The sequence below is a fragment of the Gordonibacter sp. RACS_AR68 genome (assembly GCF_030418485.1).
GTDB classification, from domain to species: Bacteria; Actinomycetota; Coriobacteriia; order Coriobacteriales; family Eggerthellaceae; genus Gordonibacter; species Gordonibacter urolithinfaciens.
Window position 1 is genome coordinate 286020 of sequence record NZ_JAIPUP010000002.1, and the last position, 15978, is coordinate 301997.

A 15978-nucleotide genomic window follows, 5' to 3' on the forward strand; every position below is an offset into this window, starting at 1 on the left:
ACGCGCCCGCGCGCGTCAGCGCTCGGTTCCCAACCGTTTGAGGGCGTACTGGAGAACGGCGCTGTCAGAGACACCCTCCGGCGCGCCCTTCAAGGCCAGGTCGGCCTCGGCCGCCGTGAACCCCATGGACAGCAGCGCCTCGTGCGCGCCGCGCAGCTGCTCGGCGGCGCGGGCGGCGGGCACCTCCCCCTCGTCGAACAGGCTCGCGAGCCCTTGGTCGAGGGACCCCTTCAACTCCAGGATGATGCGCGAGGCCGTCTTCTTCCCCACACCCGGTATCTTCGACACGGCCGCCACGTCCTGCGCGGCGATGGCCGCGACGAGCGCCTGCGGCGTGAACACCGACAACGCCGCCAAGGCCACTTTGGGGCCGACGCCGCCCACGCCGATAAGACGCTCGAACAGCGCTTTCTCCTCCACCGTCATGAACCCGTACAGGGCGATGGCGTCGTCGCGCACCTGCAGGTACGTGTGCACCTCCACGGACGCGCCCGCCTCGGGCAGCTTCGACAGGCTGGCCTGCGACATGCCCACGGCATAGCCCACCCCGTTCACGTCGATGAACGCGGCAGCGGCGGTCTTGCCCGCCAGCCTTCCCTTCAAGAACGCGATCATCGCGCGCCTCCTCCCGATGCGGCCGCGGCGGTCGCCGCCGCGAAGCCCTCGTGGGTCGTGTAGCAGATGGCGGCCGCCAGCGCGTCGGCCGCATGGTCGGGGCTCGGCACCGCCTCGAGCGCCAGCAGCTGGCGCACCATGTACTGCACCTGCTCCTTGTCCGCCGAGCCGGCGCCCACCACGGCCAGCTTGATCTGGCTGGGCGAGAACTCGCCCACCGGCAGGTCGCCCTCGGCGCACGCCACGAGCGCCGCGCCGCGCGCCTGGCCTGTGGCGAAGGCGCTCTGCGCGTTCGCGCCGAACCACACCGTCTCGATGCCCACGCATGTGGGCGCGAACCGCCTGATGACGGCCGCCATCTGCTCGTGTATCTTGCCCAAGCGCCGCGCGAGCGGCGCCTGGGCCGGCGTGGAGATGCAGCCGTAGGCCACGCACGCCAGCCGCGGCCCGCTTTGCGCCACCACGCCCCAGCCCGTGTCCGCCAGGCCCGGGTCGATGCCGAGTATCGTCCGTTCGGTGCGCGCCATCCGTTCCCTTCGGTTCGCAAACGTTTGTTCGTGCTATCCTACCACAAAAAAGACGCGCCGGGAGCGCGTCTTTCAAGTAATCCATCGTTCGCCGACCACGCCTCGCGGCAGGGCGCGAAAGGGCGCCGATCGGTTTCGGCGGTCGTCAGGCTGCCGGAGCCCTACTCGTCGAGCGCCTCGGCGATCTCGTCGGTGATGTCCATGGTGTGGTAGACGTTCTGCAGGTCCTCGAGCTCCTCCAGCTTGTCCACCAGGCGCATGACCTTCTTCGCGTCGGACACGCTCACCTGGGTGGGCGTGGTGGGGATCATGGTGAGCTCGGCGCCCTTCGTCTCGGTGCCGGCCTCTTCCAGCGCCTTCTTCACGGCCATGAGGTCGGTGGGGCCGGTGTAGATGATCCACTCGTCCTCGGCGTCCTCGTAGTCGTCGCCGCCGGCCTCGGCCACGGCGAGCATGAACTCCTCCTCGTCGGCCGCGGCGCCATTCGGCTTCACGGGGTTCTTCTTGTCGCCCGTCTCGACCTCCTTGGGAACCATGATCTGGCCCTTGCGCTCGAACTGAAACGCCACGGAGCCGGAGGTGCCCAGGGAGCCGCCCGCATGCGAGAACGCGCTGCGCACGTCGGCCGCGGTGCGGTTGCGGTTGTCGGTCAGCGCCTCGCAGTATACGGCGATGCCGGCCGGGCCGTAGCCCTCGTAGACGACCTCCTCGTAGTTCGCGGCATCCTTGCCGGAGCCGAACGCCTTGTCGATGGCGGTCTTGATCTTGTCCTTCGGCAGGGAGTAGCCCTTGGCCTTCTCGATGGCGGCCGCCAGCGACGCGTTGTTCTCGGGGTTCGGGTCGCCGCCCTCTTTCGCGGCCACCGTGATGATGCGCGACAGCTTGGAGAACAAGGCCGAGCGCTTCGCGTCCTGCGCCGCCTTGCGGTGTTTCGTTGTAGCCCACTTAGAATGCCCAGACATATACTTCCCTTCCACAGAGCACTATCGGCCAAATATTCTAGCACATCCGTCAAATACCCTGCTCGCTTATCGCACGGTCTTCAAAAAACGGCCTGCGACGGCCCGGCCGGGCCAGTCGGGCCGGACGGCCGGGTGTCCAGGCGCGGGCTCGCACGGGGCGAGTTGACGGACGTGCGACGGCGTGCCTACGGTACCGTGACCGAGCCGCCGATTCAGCAGCACGCCCCTACAATGGCTGGAAGACGAGGGACGCCGGCGTCCGGCGGTTCCTCCCTGACCGCCCGTCAACCAAAAGGAGCACTGCCATGAAAGGAAATCCTGAACTCATCGACACGCTGAACGACCTGCTTGCCAGCGAGCTGGCCGCCATCAACCAGTACATGGTGCACGCGGAAATGGCCGAAGACTGGGGCTACGAGCGCCTGAGCAAGAACTTCAAGACGCGCTCGATCACCGAGATGACGCATGCGGAGCACCTCATCGAGCGCATCCTGTTCCTGGAGGGCACGCCCATCGTGTCGAACCTGGACGACATCCACATCGGCGCCACCATCCCCCAGCAGGTGGACAACGACCACGCCTCAGAGCTCACCGCCATCAAGATGTACAACGAGGCCATCGTGCAGGCCGGCAACGTGCTGGACTACGCCACGCGCGACATCCTCGAGGCCATCCTGCGCGACGAGGACAAGCACCTCGACGAGCTGGAGGAGCTGCAGGACCAGATCGAGCAGATGACGCTGCCCACGTTCCTGTCCACGCAGAACTAACCGCACCGCCCGCCCGCTCGCGCACGCGCAGACGGGTGCGGAATGCGCCGCACGACCTCCCCTCTCCCTCGGGCGCATCCCCGCACGTCCAGGCGCGCCCGACCGCCTGGACGAGATCGGGGGCTATGGCAAGAAAGCGGCCTCGTTCGAAGCCGCTTTCTTGGGTTGTGCTGGAAAAACGCCTGGTGGCAAACCGCGGGAAGCGACCTTCTCGCCGAGCATCGTGCCACCGACCTGATTCTTGTCCATGATGTTTTCGATCATGGTTGATCTGCCTGCGGGCAGCCGAGGACGAGGACGATGTAGTCTCGGCCGGCCGCCGCCCAGGCCCGCCGCCAGCCTTTTCGCACCAGGAGGCTTGAGCGAATCCTTACCTGATCCTTTCACTCGCGTGACCTCCCCCTTGCCGGGGCCTTACCTTGCGCGCCTACGATAGAGCGCACCGACGCCCGGCGGACTTCGCGCATGCGGAGCCACGGCGACGCATCTCGCGCAGTCGACCGAAAGGACATCATGGATTCCCAGCTCTCCTCGATCTACGACCACGGCACGTTCGGCGTATCGCGCCGCACGTTCGTGAAACTGGCCGCCGCCTGCGGGGTGACGGCCATGGGCGGCATGCTCGCATTCCCCGGCCAGCACGCCGACGCGGCCTTCACCGAGCCCGAAGACCCCAGCTGGCCCGAGCTCCCCGCCGGCAAAGTGCGCTTCACCGTGCACAGCGACACTCATTTCACCTGCTGCGACGTGGAGAAGAAGCTGCCGTTCGCCTTCGAGACCATCTACCGGGCCGTACCCGACTGCGCCGCGCACGTCTTCGCGGGCGACTCGGTGAACACCGGCACGACCGCCGAGTTCGACGCGCTTTTGGCGGGAGCGAACGCCGCCATCAGGAAGCCGGCCCTGTTCGTCATGGGCAACCACGAGTTCGGCGTAGGCGGCAGCCCCCTCGAGGGCAACGCCGTGACGAACTTCAAGTACTTCCTCTCGCACTTGACCTGCGCGGATGCCTATCAGAAACCAGGCGGCGCCTTCGAGGGCAAGCTGAACGTCCATACCGAAATAGGCGGCTACCACGTGATCGCCGCCAGCTGCGGGCGGGGCTACTGGTACGGCGACACCACCTATGACGACGACGGCACGACGCCCATCACCATCCTCGATTGGATGAAGCGCGAGATCGCCGCCGCCGCAGCCGACGACCCCACGGGCACCAAGCCCATCTTCTTCATGACGCACCATCCCTTCCCCGACACCGTCTGGTACTCCCCCACGTCGTTCAACGCCGGCTGGATCGGCGATTACGGCCCTGTGGACGACCGCAATTCCAAAGCGTTCTACAACGAGCTCAAGGCGAAGTACCCGCAGCTCGTCCACTTCTCCGGGCACACGCACATCCCCGAGGAGGACCCGCGCTCCATCTTCCAGGACGTCGACGGGTTCACGCTCGTGCAGACGGCCACCTTCGGCGATAACTTCTGGATGCGTGGCGGCAAGGATGCCGACGGCTACGACGAGAACGGCGGCACGGGCGGACACCCGTCCGACGGCTACGACGCAAGCCAGTGCCTGCTGGTCGAGGTGGACGCCGCCAACGGACACGAAGTCACCATCCGGCGCATGGACTTCCGCCAGGGAGCCTATCTGGGAACCCCCTGGACGTTCAAGGTGTCCGACAAGTCCACCTGGACGTACACGCACGCCGCCATGGAGGCGCGCAGCCTTCCCCCGATTCTGGAGGAGGGCGCGGCCGTGCGCATACCGGCCGACTCCATCACGCAAACCGGGGCGTCGTTCGCCATCGCCGCCGACAAGATCAGGCCCGACGCGTCGGGACTGTCCGACGACGTGGTGATGAGCTATCGCATCGTGGTGCTGGACGCCCAGGGGGCCGAGGTGTACAACGCCTGCTACATGTCCGACTACTACAACGCCCCCGCCAACCAGCCCGCCGAGTTCGTGCGCCCGCTGTTCGGCGCCGCGCTCGCCCCCGAAAGCCCCTACAGCCTGAAAGCCTACGCGCGCAACCCCTGGGAGAAGGAAACGCTCATCGGCGAGGTTATCTTCACCACCGCCGGAGGCGAGGCCGTCCCGGCAACGCCGTTGTTGTCCGTCGACTTCTCGCAAGGGTCCGCCGCCGACCTCTCCGAGACGCCGCATGTCCTGACCCCGTTCGGCAGCCCTGCGTTCGAGACCGTGGAGGAATTCGGCCGCCAGGTGGCCGTCTTCGACGGCGCGACGGCCGCCTTCGGCTACGACTTCGCGGCCGAGGACTTCGCCAAGCTGGCAACCTCCACCACCGCCGAACTGCTCGTGCAGTTCACGGCGAAACCCAGCTCCGGCTACACCGACATCTTCTCCTGCGGGCAGGGGGGCGGCCAGTGGCTGGAGTACTATCCCACCGGCAAGCTGCATTACTACTTCACCGACGGCTCCACCAATGTGTCGACGCCGGTCGAGCCGGGGGTGTGGACGCACATCACCGCCACCTACGACGGCGCATCCCTCAAGATCTACCAGGATGGCGTGCTGGCGGGAGAAACCGCGGCGGCGGGGGCCATCGCCGCGCCGAACGCATCGAAGGCGCGCTGGTACATAGGAGCCGATTGCGGCGGGGAGGGAGAGCCCCAGGCGTTCAGCGCCGCAAAGGTGGCGTTCGCAAAGCTGACGCATGGCACCGTGGCGACTGCCGAGGAGGTGGCCGCGAACTACCGGGCCTGCGCCCCGTCGACCATCGAGCTGCCGGAGCCGGATGCCTTCGGCGCACCCGAGGTCGGCGCAGCCTGCGTCATACCCGCGGCCGCGGCCACGACCGCGAACGGGACCCCTATCGAAGCGGTGCCGAGCGTCATCGACCCCGAGGGGAACCCCGTGGGCCTCTACCTCACCTCGGTGCCCGAGGGCGCCGCCGCCCTCGCGGCCGCAGCAGCTAGGGGGACCACGCTGTACTCGTTCGTTCCAACCGTCGACGGAAACCATACGGTCACCTACCGCGCCGGCTATTCCCAAGCGTCCCTGACCGTGTCCGTGGCGGCAGCCCCGATCGACCCCGATCCCGAGCCGACGCCCGACCCCGATCCTGAACCGACGCCCGACCCCCAGCCCACGCCCGATCCGACACCCGACCCCGATCCCGCTCCCGGCAACGGTGCAGGCGGCGGCACCGGCAGCTCCGGGCAGGGCACGGGCGGAAGCGGAACCGCGCCCGGGAGCACCGGCGGATCGAGGCTGGCCAAGACCGGGGACGGCATCGAGGCGGGCGGCGCACTGGTCGGCCTCATGGCCACTGCCGGCGCGGCGATCTGCGTTGCCCGCAGCTTCTGGAAAGGCGAGTTCTCCGAAGAGGAATCCCGCTAGCTCCTCTCCGCATGCACGGCGCCCCTTCGACCTCGACCGTCGAAGGGGCGCCTGGTTCCCGAAAACGGGCGGCGTCTTTTTGCGGCGCGCTAAGCCTCGCGCTCCCAGAGGCCGGTCTTGCCGCCGTCCTTCTTCAGCAGGCGCACGTCCATGATCTCCATGCCGCGGTCCACGGCCTTGCACATGTCGTACACGGTGAGGCACGCCACGCTCGCGGCGGTGAGGGCCTCCATCTCGATGCCGGTCTTGCCCGTGACGCCGCAGGTGGTGGTCACGTGGATGCCCACGCGGCCGTCCTCGCGCTCGCCCGCCTCCACCGGCGCGCACTCCACCTTGGCCTTCGTGATGTTCAGCGGGTGGCACATGGGGATGAGGCTGCTCGTCTGCTTGGCGGCCATGACGCCCGCCACGCGCGCGCAGGCCAGCACGTCGCCCTTGGCGGCCTTGCCCTCCACGATGAGCGCGAGCGTGGCGGGGTTCATGGCGATGAAGCCCTCGGCCACGGCCACGCGCTCGGTGTCGGCCTTCTGCGACACGTCCACCATGCGCACGTCGCCGTGCTCGTCGATATGGGTGAGTTGCTGTTCGGTCATGGAGTGCTCCTTTGGCTCGATATCACAGGTTGAAAATCGCAGGTTGGCGCTAGTAACTCAGCGAGAAGGGCCGAGGGGTGCCGCCTTCGGGGGATCGCAAGGGCGAAGCGTGCTTTGGTACGCGAGCCCTTGGGATCGCGCGAAGGCGGCGCGCCTCGGCCCTTCGCAGCATCGGCAGGTTCCGACGACCGGCAGGCCGTTGGTACCCCTCAGCCTCCAATTTGGGACATTCCCCGTTCGGTTCCTACCTTGTCGTGGTGCTCGTCGGGCTTGGCGCCCAAGGCCTGCGCGAACACGGTGCGGGCGGCCTGCTCGTCGCCCGAGCGCAGCGCGGTGCGCAGGTCGTACTCGTCGTCCGAGAACAAGCACGGGCGCAGCTTGCCGTCGGCCGTGAGGCGCAGGCGGTTGCACTCGCTGCAGAAGTGGCGCGACAGCGGGCTGATGAAGCCCACCGTGCCCTGCGCGTTCGGAAACTGGAAATAGCGCGCCGGCCCCCAGCCGAGCGGGCGGTCGTCGCCGGCGGCCACGAGCTCGTCCATACCGGCGGCCCGGGCGCGCTCGTTGATGATGCCGAACAGCTCCTCGCTCGGCACGACGTCGTCCTTGCCCCAGCCGCAGCCGTGGCTGCCGGAGCTCTCGCCCACCGGCATGTACTCGATGAAGCGCACATGCAGCGGGCGGTCGAGGGAGAGCTTCGCGAACGCCAGGTAGTCCTGGTCCAGGCTGCGCACGGCCACGGCGTTGATCTTCACCGGGTTGAAGCCCGCCTCGAGCGCCGCCTCGATGCCGTCGAGCGTCTGCTGGAGCTCGCCGCGGCGGGTGATCTGCTTGAACTGCGCCGGGTCGAGCGTGTCGAGCGAGATGTTCACGCGCGAGAGGCCGGCTTGCTTGAGCTCGGCCGCCATCTTCGGCAGCAGCACGCCGTTCGTGGTCATGGACACGTTCTCGATGCCGGGCGTGTGCGCGATGGCCCGCACGAGGTCCACCACGCCCAGGCGCACGAGCGGCTCGCCGCCGGTGAGGCGGATGCTGCGGATGCCCATGCCGGCCGCCACGCGCACGGCCTGCTCGATCTCCTCGATGCGCAGGATGTCCTCGTGGGCGAGCGACTGCACGCCGTCCTCGGGCATGCAGTAGATGCACCGGAAGTTGCAGCGGTCGGTGAGCGATATCCTCAAATAGTCGATGGTGCGACCATGGCTGTCTTTCATAGGGCCCCTTCTCCCTTCTCGTGTGAGAATATTATAGGCCAAGTATCCTCGATTGCGAGAGGCAATCTAGCGAAGCGGGCCCCGGATCGCTCCGGGGCCCGCTTGGAACCGTACCGTGCCTGCCTGCGCCCGCCTACCGGCTGCGCCGCCGTCGCAGTGCGGCGGCCAGGGCGCTCGCGACGGCCAGCGCCGCAACGCCCGCGAGCGACGCCGCGAAGGCACCCGTGCCGTCACCGGTGCCCACGAGCCGCTTGGTGCCGACGGCCTTCGACGAGGCGTCGAGGGGCTTCAGGTCCGACCCGCCGTTGTCGCCCGGCTTATGATCGGCGCCGGAGTCGGTACCGGGGTCTGGATCGGGATTCGGGCTCGGATCCGGATCAGGGTTCGGGCCGGGGCCGGGATCGACGGCCGTCCACTTGGCGAAGAGCGTGAGCGGGCGCTCGACGGGCGTGCCGAAGTCGAACGCCTGCGTGCAGCCCTCGTCGACGAACCAGCCGCCGAACGTGTAGCCCGCGCGAGTCGGGTCGTCCGGCCTCGCAACCTTGCTGCCGAAGCCGATCGTCTGGGAGGCAACGGCCGAGCCGCCGTTCGCCTCGAAATCCACGGCAACGCTCTCGGAGGCGAGGAGCGCATAGGTGGAGAACTTGCTCGCGTAGAAGCGCACGATGCCCCTGTCACGATCGATGCTCTCGGGCACGATGATCTCCGTGTCGTGCTCGTATCCATGCACGTGAGCAATGCGAACGCTCTTGCTTGCGACCAGGCCAGGATCGACGTGGACCTCGAACAGCAGAGGCTCTTCGACCTCGCCGAGAACGGCCTCGTGCTCGGCCTGGACCGAGCCGTCCTTCACCACCTGAACGACCATCTTGACGGACAGGTCGAGGTAGAGCTGCACCGACTCGCCGTCCGATGCCGCACCGCCGATGGCATCCTTCTCGCTGTCGTCGACCTCATCCTCGCCCTTCTTCTCGAAGCCGAGCGAGACGACCACGCGCACGTCGGCCGTGTCGGCACCGGACACGAGCCCGGCCACCTTTTGCGCATCCTCTGCCGTCATGCCGACGGGCGCCTCGTCCTTCTCGATGGCCTCGAGGACGCTCGCGGCATGCTTCGCCGCAGCCTCGACCGACTCCTCGGTCACGGTCGCATGGGGGCTCCCGTCCGCGGGCGGCGCGGGCACTTCCACCTGGATCTCCACGTTGCCCGTCTCGCCGGGCGGCAGCGGAACGGCGTTCCACTTGGCATAGTAGGTGGTCGCGCCCGCCGGGTACGTGGCGGGAAGTGCCGAAACGGGTTCCGTCAGGGCCTTGTCCGCATACCAGCCGGCGAACGCGTAGCCTTCGCGAGACGGCGCGGGCAAAGACCCCGCCACCTGCTCGCCCGTCTTGCCTACGAGGTCGGCAACCTGCGAGCCGCCGTTCACTTCGAACGCGATGCGCGCCTCTTTGGCGGTGTAGGAGAACGTGAGCTCCTTGCCGTAGGCGTCGAGCACGATGCGCTGGACGGCGGCGCCCTCAAGCGCGTAGCCCTCGATGGCGGGAGCCTGCTCGTCGTAGGACTGCCCGAACGTGCGACCTTCCACGACCTTGTCGTCGGAAAGCCTCGTGGTCGTGCCATGCAGGTAGTAGTGCACCGTGTAGGCCACGTCGGTGTTTGCCGCCCACGAGCCGGTGATCGTTACGTTCCCGGCAGGCATGGCGAAGGCCTCGGCGCGCGACCATCCGGAGAACGTGTAGCCCGTCATGGTCGGTGTGGCGGCCGGCGTCACCGTCTCGTCGAACTTGGCGGTCGCCTTTGCCGGCAGAGCCGGCGCCGAGGCCGGGGCGTCGCCCGTGTAGGCGTACGAGACCTCGTATGAGTTGCGATCGTAGTAGAGCTTCAGCACGAGCGAACCGTCGCCAGCGATAGTTCCGGAAGCAACCGTCCCCTGTGCGTCCTCGTTGGGGGCGAAGCCCTCGTAGACCTTGGGGGCCGCGGTGGCCGTCGTGTCTGTTTGGCCCTTCAGCCTGTCGGTTTCGGCCAGCTCGTAGGTACCGTCAAGCATCTGCTGGTAGTGCTCCACCTTGTAGGCGGTGTCGCCGAGCGCCGTGAACGAGCCGTACAGGACGACATCGGCGTCGCCCATGACCAGCTCGTCGGCCTCGCTCCAACCGGCGAACGTGTACCCGGGAGCCGTGGCGGCAGGCGCGACGGCGATATTAGCCCCGTAGCGGTACTCCTGAGGATCAGGAAGCGTCGAAGCCCCTGCGGGAACCTTCCCCTTGTACCGGTAGGACACGGTATGCACATTGCGGTCGTAGTAGATGCCGACGACCGTCGATCCATCGGCGGCGATATCGGCCTGCTCGAAAGGCTTGGCCGTGAAGCCGGTAGCGGACTTGGCCGCAGCTTTGGTCTTCGCGCCGGTGGTGCCGGTCATCTCATCCACGCCGTTTTGGGTGTACCCTTCGTCCTCTATGTTCTGGAAGAAATGCCTGACGGTGTAAGCGGTGTCATCAGCCGCGGTATAGTAGCCCGTGACTGTGACCGCATTGTCAGGCATGGTAGCGGGCAGCCCCGACCAACCATTCCACACATAGCCTACCTGTGACATGTCGTCGCCTATCAGCGCGAGCTCCGCACCGTAGCGCACGTTCTTGTCGACCTGGTAAGAGTCGTTTGCGAAATAGGAACCGATCACTTTGTAGGTGACGTCGTATGCGTTGCGGTCGTAGCAGAGCTTCAAAACGAGCGACCCGTCACCGGCGATAGTGCCGGAAGCAACCGTCCCCTGTGCGTCCTCGTTGAGGGTGAAGCCCTCGTAGGCCTTGGGGGCCGCGGTGACCGTCGCGTCCGTCTCGCCCGTCAGGCTGTCGGTTTCGGCCAACGCATACGTGCCGTCGAGATTTTGCTGGTAATGCTCCACCGTGTAAGCCGTGTTCGTGTTCGCCGTCCAAGTGGCCGTGTAGGAGCGGTTGCCCGTCGACCCCTTCGCAATGGTCACAGACTCTGCTCCATCATCGATGCCGGAACCTGTCCAACCCGCGAACGTATAACCCGCCCGCTCCGGGTTGGCCAGCGTGAAGCTCTCGTCGAAATACGTGTAAGAAGCAGGGTTCTTCGCAGTGCCTGCCAGCATGCCGCCACCCAAGTCGTACTTGATCTCGAACGCTCGCGGCACCACGCTGCCAGGCTCATCGGTTGCATCCTGCGCGTTCTGCTGGTAGATGCTCTCTTCGTAATACTTGGTATCAAGCACCTTGTTGAACGTGCCGCCGGTGATGAAATCTTCCTTGATGCTCTGCACGACATCCGCACCGCCGTTGATGGCATTGAGCGTGCCGCCTATCACGGAAACTTTGACTTTGGCGATGTCGGCTTCATCGTTGTTTTCCGGATTGCTCACGCTAAGCGCCGACGCACCCGAAATCGTGCCGCCAGAGATGGTCACGTCGATGTTGTTTTTCGTCACATGCTGCACAACGGCGATACCGGCACCGGTAGTCGTGGCGCCGTTTGCGTTCGATGCTACGGCAAACGGCGATCCCGTCCCAGTGATGCTCGCGTTCCCAGAGACGTTCAGCGTACCGGAGCGCATCTCGACACCGGTGACGCCCTCGATAGCCCCTCCGCTCACTTCGAGCGTGCCGGTCTGGGGATGGTAGATTGCTGCCGCGGCTTCGGACCTGACGGAGGCAACGTCCTTGATAACGACGGATGTGTTGTCGGCACCAATCCCATTCCCCGAGATGGCGAAGTTGTTGTGGGCAAGAATGGCGCCTTGCACTTCAAGGGAACCGTTGGATTTCAAGAACACGGCCGGCTTGGAAGCCCCGTCGTTCTCAACGATCGCGTCGGAGGCGATAATCGCGCGAGAATCTGTGCCGGACACTTCCAAAGCCGAAGAGGATGGCGATTTCACCGTTCCGTGCGCTATTGTAACTTTGTTGCCCGAAACAGCAATAGTTGAATACGAAGTTGTCGCCGACCCGCTCCAGGTATGCCCATCGAGATCGACATAGACATCGTTTGCCGAAATCGTCCTCTGTCCTGTAACATCACCGAGAAGCGTAACGGTGTCCCCATCTTTGATCGTCGCGCTGGAAATCGTGTCGGCATACACGGTGCTACCATTCGCACGCAAGATTTCGACAACCGGCGAGGTCGACGCATAGAAGTTGGAGCCATTTTGGCAAAGATAGCTACCATCTTCGACGCTTAGAATCCCTTCGAACGTCGAACCGTCGTTCAACGAAACAAGACCGCGAGAGAACAAGACGCTTCCCGTGGGCTTCAACAGCACCCTCCCGCCTTCTTCAACCGCAAGCGAAGACCCAGCATTCACGGCAAGCTTTTTCGACGTTGCTTCGACCGTCAGGGTCGCGCCGCTTTTTACCGTCAGCTTCGCATTGTCGTACACGTAAAGGTACACGCCTTCGGGAATGGTCGCATCCTCGGTAAGCATGTGGTCACCGCGAATGTAAACAACCTTGTTAGCATCGGAAAGCTCGCCAGCGGCACGCAACGCTTCGGACAGGGAGTCAAACGTACCCTTGTAGTGCGAATCATTCGGGTTATTGTACAGAAAGTCGTTCCACACCTCGATGGAGCCCTTCGGCGAAACATGGTACATCCCGCCGTCTATCTGATTCGCAACGTAGCGCACACGGACGTAGTCCGAAGGATCGCTTGAGAATGTGCCGCCAGCGATCACCTTCGAGGCGTTGCCGGTCAGGGCCGAGAGCGAGACTGCGGGCTTTCCGGAGGCGCTGGAAACCGTGAGGGTCTTGCCTTCGGGCTGCGAGATAGCAAGCGACTTGATTAGCGAGCCCGCGTCGCCGACAGCGTATTCCTGAATAGCGGCATTGTTTGCGCTAGTCAGCGTGCCGCCGGTGATGGACACCTCGGCAGTGCCCGCGGCACCGTACCCCCCACCGCCACGCGAAACGAGGGACAGCGCCGCGCCGTCAAGGATGGACGAGCTCGTGGTCGTGGTATCGGATGAGGCAATCTCGGCAGCCGTCGCGTTGATGCTTCCACCCTCTATGCTCAGCTTGCCCTCACCGCAGAACTGCACGCCGTTCGCACCTTCCAGCGTGCCGCCCGAGACGGTCAAGTCGCCGTCCTGCGGATGGTAGATGGCGCAACCGTCTTCGGACGTCGAGCGCACGGTGCCGCCCTTTATCTCGATGCTCGTGCCGTCGCAATCGCCGTTGCCGACGATGCCGAAGTCGCTACCGTAAACCGTCCCGGCCTCAAGCGTGAGGGAAGACACGGCGCTCGCGCCGTTTCCGATAACGGATATGCCGGCGGTCGCACCGGCAATCTCGGTATCCTCGCCTTTGATCGTGACGGAGGGGTTGGAGGTGTTGCCTGACGCGTTGCCGATGCGCAGGCCGAAGCTTTGTTTGCCCCCCGGCGCTTCAGCAGCCTCAAGGATCACGTTGTCAAGCGTCAGATTGACATTCTGGTTCGCCCAAACCGCCATCCCGAGAGGGCCGTTGTCGGCCCCATTCCACGTGTTTCTTATCGTGCCGTTTTTGATGATAACATCGACAGGCTCCCCGTATCTATTGATATACAACGTGAAATATCTCGTGCCGTCAATGCTGTAATTATTCAAATCAAGCGTGAAAGACTTATTGCTGACGGAGTATTGAGCGTCCGCTGCAGGAACATCTTTGAGCAAAGTAACCGTTTCGCCGTCTTTGACCGAACTGAAAGCCCGGGAAAGAAAGCTGAACGTTTCCCGAACTTCGCCGTTTGCGCCGGTGATGCTCGCCACTTGATCGCTCTCCACGACAAACATGCCGTCAGAGTTTTCCTTAATAATTCGGCCAGCTCCCAAATACTCGGTCACGTCGCTTGAGAACGTGCCGCCGTTCGCGGTCATGGTGCCGGGTGCCACCACGTTGAGGGCCGGGACGTTTTCGCCGGCTTTCACGAGGCCGCCCGTGATTGTCGCTTTGGCGTTCGCGCTGTCGTAGTAGGCGCTTGCGCCGTCGATTTGCACGCCGTAGCAGCTTTGCACGATCGCGCTGTCGCCCACCTGGCCGCTCGCGTTGCCGGTGGCGATCACCGTGCCATCCGTCATGTCGAGCGTGCCGCCGCGCAAAAGGACGCCGACGCCGTTGTCGGCGTACACGGTGCCGCCGGTGATGCTCAGCTTGCCGCGCTGGGGATGGTAGATACCGCAGGCGATGTATCCATCAGCATCGATGTGGCTGATGACGGTGCCACCGCTGATCGAGATGGACGTGTCGCGAGACTCCGCCTCATCTTTGCCATTTCCTCCGATGGCAGCGTTGTTGTCGGCAACGACCACTCCACCGCTCATCACGAGCGTCGCACCCTCGCCTTGCACGCCGATTCCGAATTCAGCGCTGTGGAAGTAACCCCCGTTTACCGTGAGGGTCGAACCTTTGCTCACGAAGGCCGCATCGCTGTCCTCGGACTCCACGATGCCGCCCTCGATAGTGGCCGAGCCTCCGTTCTGAACATGAAGCGCTTTTGCGTAAGGCTCGGTTGTCGGGCTCTTGCCGAGGATCTTGCCCGCAGCATAGGTAACAGAGCCGTAATCGTCGCTTACAACAGGATTTGCATCGGCCGTGTCGTCCTTAACCGTGAGCGCGCCTTCTACGGTTACCGTATCAGCGTTCGGAGCACCCTCCACAACCTGTCCGTTGAGGTCGAGCACGATGCTCTTATCCGCAGGAACGATGACGTTTTCCTGCACGTCCTCAAGCAGGATGACTGTCTCGCCAGTCTGGGCCGCGTTGATGGCCGCTTGAACCGTTGGGTACTTCGCACCTTGCACGCTCGCCACCATAGCCTGGGTGAACACCTGGCCCTCGGAAATAGAGCCCGCATTGGGCCCCTGAGCGGTACGGTACGTGCAGCTTTCCAACGACGTGAGCGTGCGGTTGCCATCGGCATCCGCCCCCAATTCGAACTTGGCATTGGCGCTGTAGTTCACGCTGACCTCGGTTCGGTACGGCTCGCCGGCAGAATCGCAGGCTATCGCCACGTCCTTGAAGGTCGAAACCGCAGGGCTTCCATTGGACCCAACCTCGTCGGCAATAGCTATCGTGCGCCCACCGCTCGACTTCGCGATCACTATGGCCGTGCCATTCCCTGAAACGTACGTTCCCATGATCGAGTCGGTTTCGAACGCTGCAGCCGTGCCCGTCTTGAACAGGTTGAAGCCCAGATACGACCCGAAAGCCGCGCCGTGGATCTCGGGAGGCGCCCCATCCGCAGTCCACGAGATGGCGAACCGCTCGTACTCGCCATTGGAGACGTTCCTCAGGAGAACCGAAGGGATGTCGCACACAAGGGAATCGCCTTCCGAGCGCAGGTCGATTCCGTAGGAAAGAGTCATGCCATCGGCCGTGATGGCCTGCCAGGAAACCGATACGTCCGTGAGCTGGTAGCCTGAGCCCTTCTCGAAGGAGAAGCCCTCCGCTGCGACAAGACGGAGATGCAGAACCTCGAACGCCGCTGGGTCAAGATTCAGCTCATCGAGAACGCTTTTCTCATCATCGTTCAAGCCGCTGCCGATCTGTCGCTCACCACCAGAGTCGAGAGTATAGAAGATGCGCAGTGGTCCGATCGCGCCTACCGTTTCTCCAGCAGGAGAAGCCGACGGAAGCGCGCGGGTCGACGGCTCCCCGACCATGGCGTTCCCGTTTTCGGGTACCGGGCCGTTATTGGCGGGGTCGCTCCGATTGTCGTCCTCGGGCGTCGCTTGACTTTCCAACGGCTGCGTCGCCGATGCGACACGGTCATCGTCGGATTGCTGAACCTCTGCCACCGACTCCGAATCGCCGGCACCCCACGCGGCAAAGGGGACGTTCATCGTGAGGGCGAGGGCGAAGGTCAGTGCGATCGCCAGCGATTGGTTGGCCTGTTTCTTCCACTTCATGCGGTCCGCCCTTTCCCCGTGCCCATACGTCGTCGCG

The 15978-nt window shown here is 64.8% G+C and carries 9 protein-coding genes; 2 read left to right on the forward strand and 7 right to left on the reverse strand.

The annotated features are described in order from the left end of the window. Positions 1-15: 15 nt before the first annotated feature. From ruvA to K9U15_RS05945, 3 genes are all read right to left on the reverse strand, one after another. Complete coding sequence (gene ruvA / locus K9U15_RS05935; protein ID WP_096228044.1) at positions 16-615, reverse strand: Holliday junction branch migration protein RuvA; 600 nt, start codon at positions 613-615, stop codon at positions 16-18. Next, positions 612-1142 (reverse strand): crossover junction endodeoxyribonuclease RuvC, encoded by a 531-nt coding sequence (gene ruvC, locus K9U15_RS05940; RefSeq protein WP_096228043.1) that lies wholly within the window; start codon positions 1140-1142, stop codon positions 612-614. Before ruvC ends, ruvA begins: the two co-directional genes overlap by 4 nt. 161 nt (positions 1143-1303) lie before the next feature. Further along, positions 1304-2104, reverse strand: coding sequence for a YebC/PmpR family DNA-binding transcriptional regulator (locus tag K9U15_RS05945; RefSeq protein ID WP_041239546.1), 801 nt, complete (start codon positions 2102-2104; stop codon positions 1304-1306). Between the two features lie 305 nt (positions 2105-2409). On the opposite strand from K9U15_RS05945, the gene bfr reads away from it, so the two are divergent. After that, a complete protein-coding gene (gene bfr / locus K9U15_RS05950) occupies positions 2410-2874 on the forward strand; it encodes a bacterioferritin (protein ID WP_096228042.1) in 465 nt (154 codons plus the stop codon). A gap of 123 nt (positions 2875-2997) precedes the next feature. Here bfr and K9U15_RS05955 read toward each other — a convergent pair whose 3' ends face one another. After that, a complete protein-coding gene (locus K9U15_RS05955) occupies positions 2998-3138 on the reverse strand; it encodes a hypothetical protein (protein ID WP_154270343.1) in 141 nt (46 codons plus the stop codon). Positions 3139-3387: 249 nt separating this feature from the next. Between K9U15_RS05955 and K9U15_RS05960 the strand changes: the two genes are divergently transcribed. Further along, entirely contained in the window at positions 3388-6231 is a 2844-nt protein-coding gene (locus K9U15_RS05960; RefSeq protein WP_096228041.1) for a LamG-like jellyroll fold domain-containing protein, read from the forward strand. An 89-nt stretch (positions 6232-6320) separates the two neighbouring features. Here the strand turns inward: K9U15_RS05960 and moaC are convergent, their stop codons facing one another. The 3 genes from moaC to K9U15_RS05975 form a co-directional block, all read right to left on the reverse strand. Continuing rightward, complete coding sequence (moaC, locus tag K9U15_RS05965; protein ID WP_087191327.1) at positions 6321-6824, reverse strand: cyclic pyranopterin monophosphate synthase MoaC; 504 nt, start codon at positions 6822-6824, stop codon at positions 6321-6323. 209 nt (positions 6825-7033) lie between these two features. Beyond that, positions 7034-8035: a GTP 3',8-cyclase MoaA gene (gene moaA / locus K9U15_RS05970; RefSeq protein WP_096228040.1), complete on the reverse strand. Its 1002-nt coding sequence runs from the start codon at positions 8033-8035 to the stop codon at positions 7034-7036. A gap of 133 nt (positions 8036-8168) precedes the next feature. Then, a complete protein-coding gene (locus tag K9U15_RS05975; protein ID WP_301155754.1) occupies positions 8169-15941 on the reverse strand; it encodes an InlB B-repeat-containing protein in 7773 nt (2590 codons plus the stop codon). Between the last annotated feature and the right edge of the window lie 37 nt (positions 15942-15978).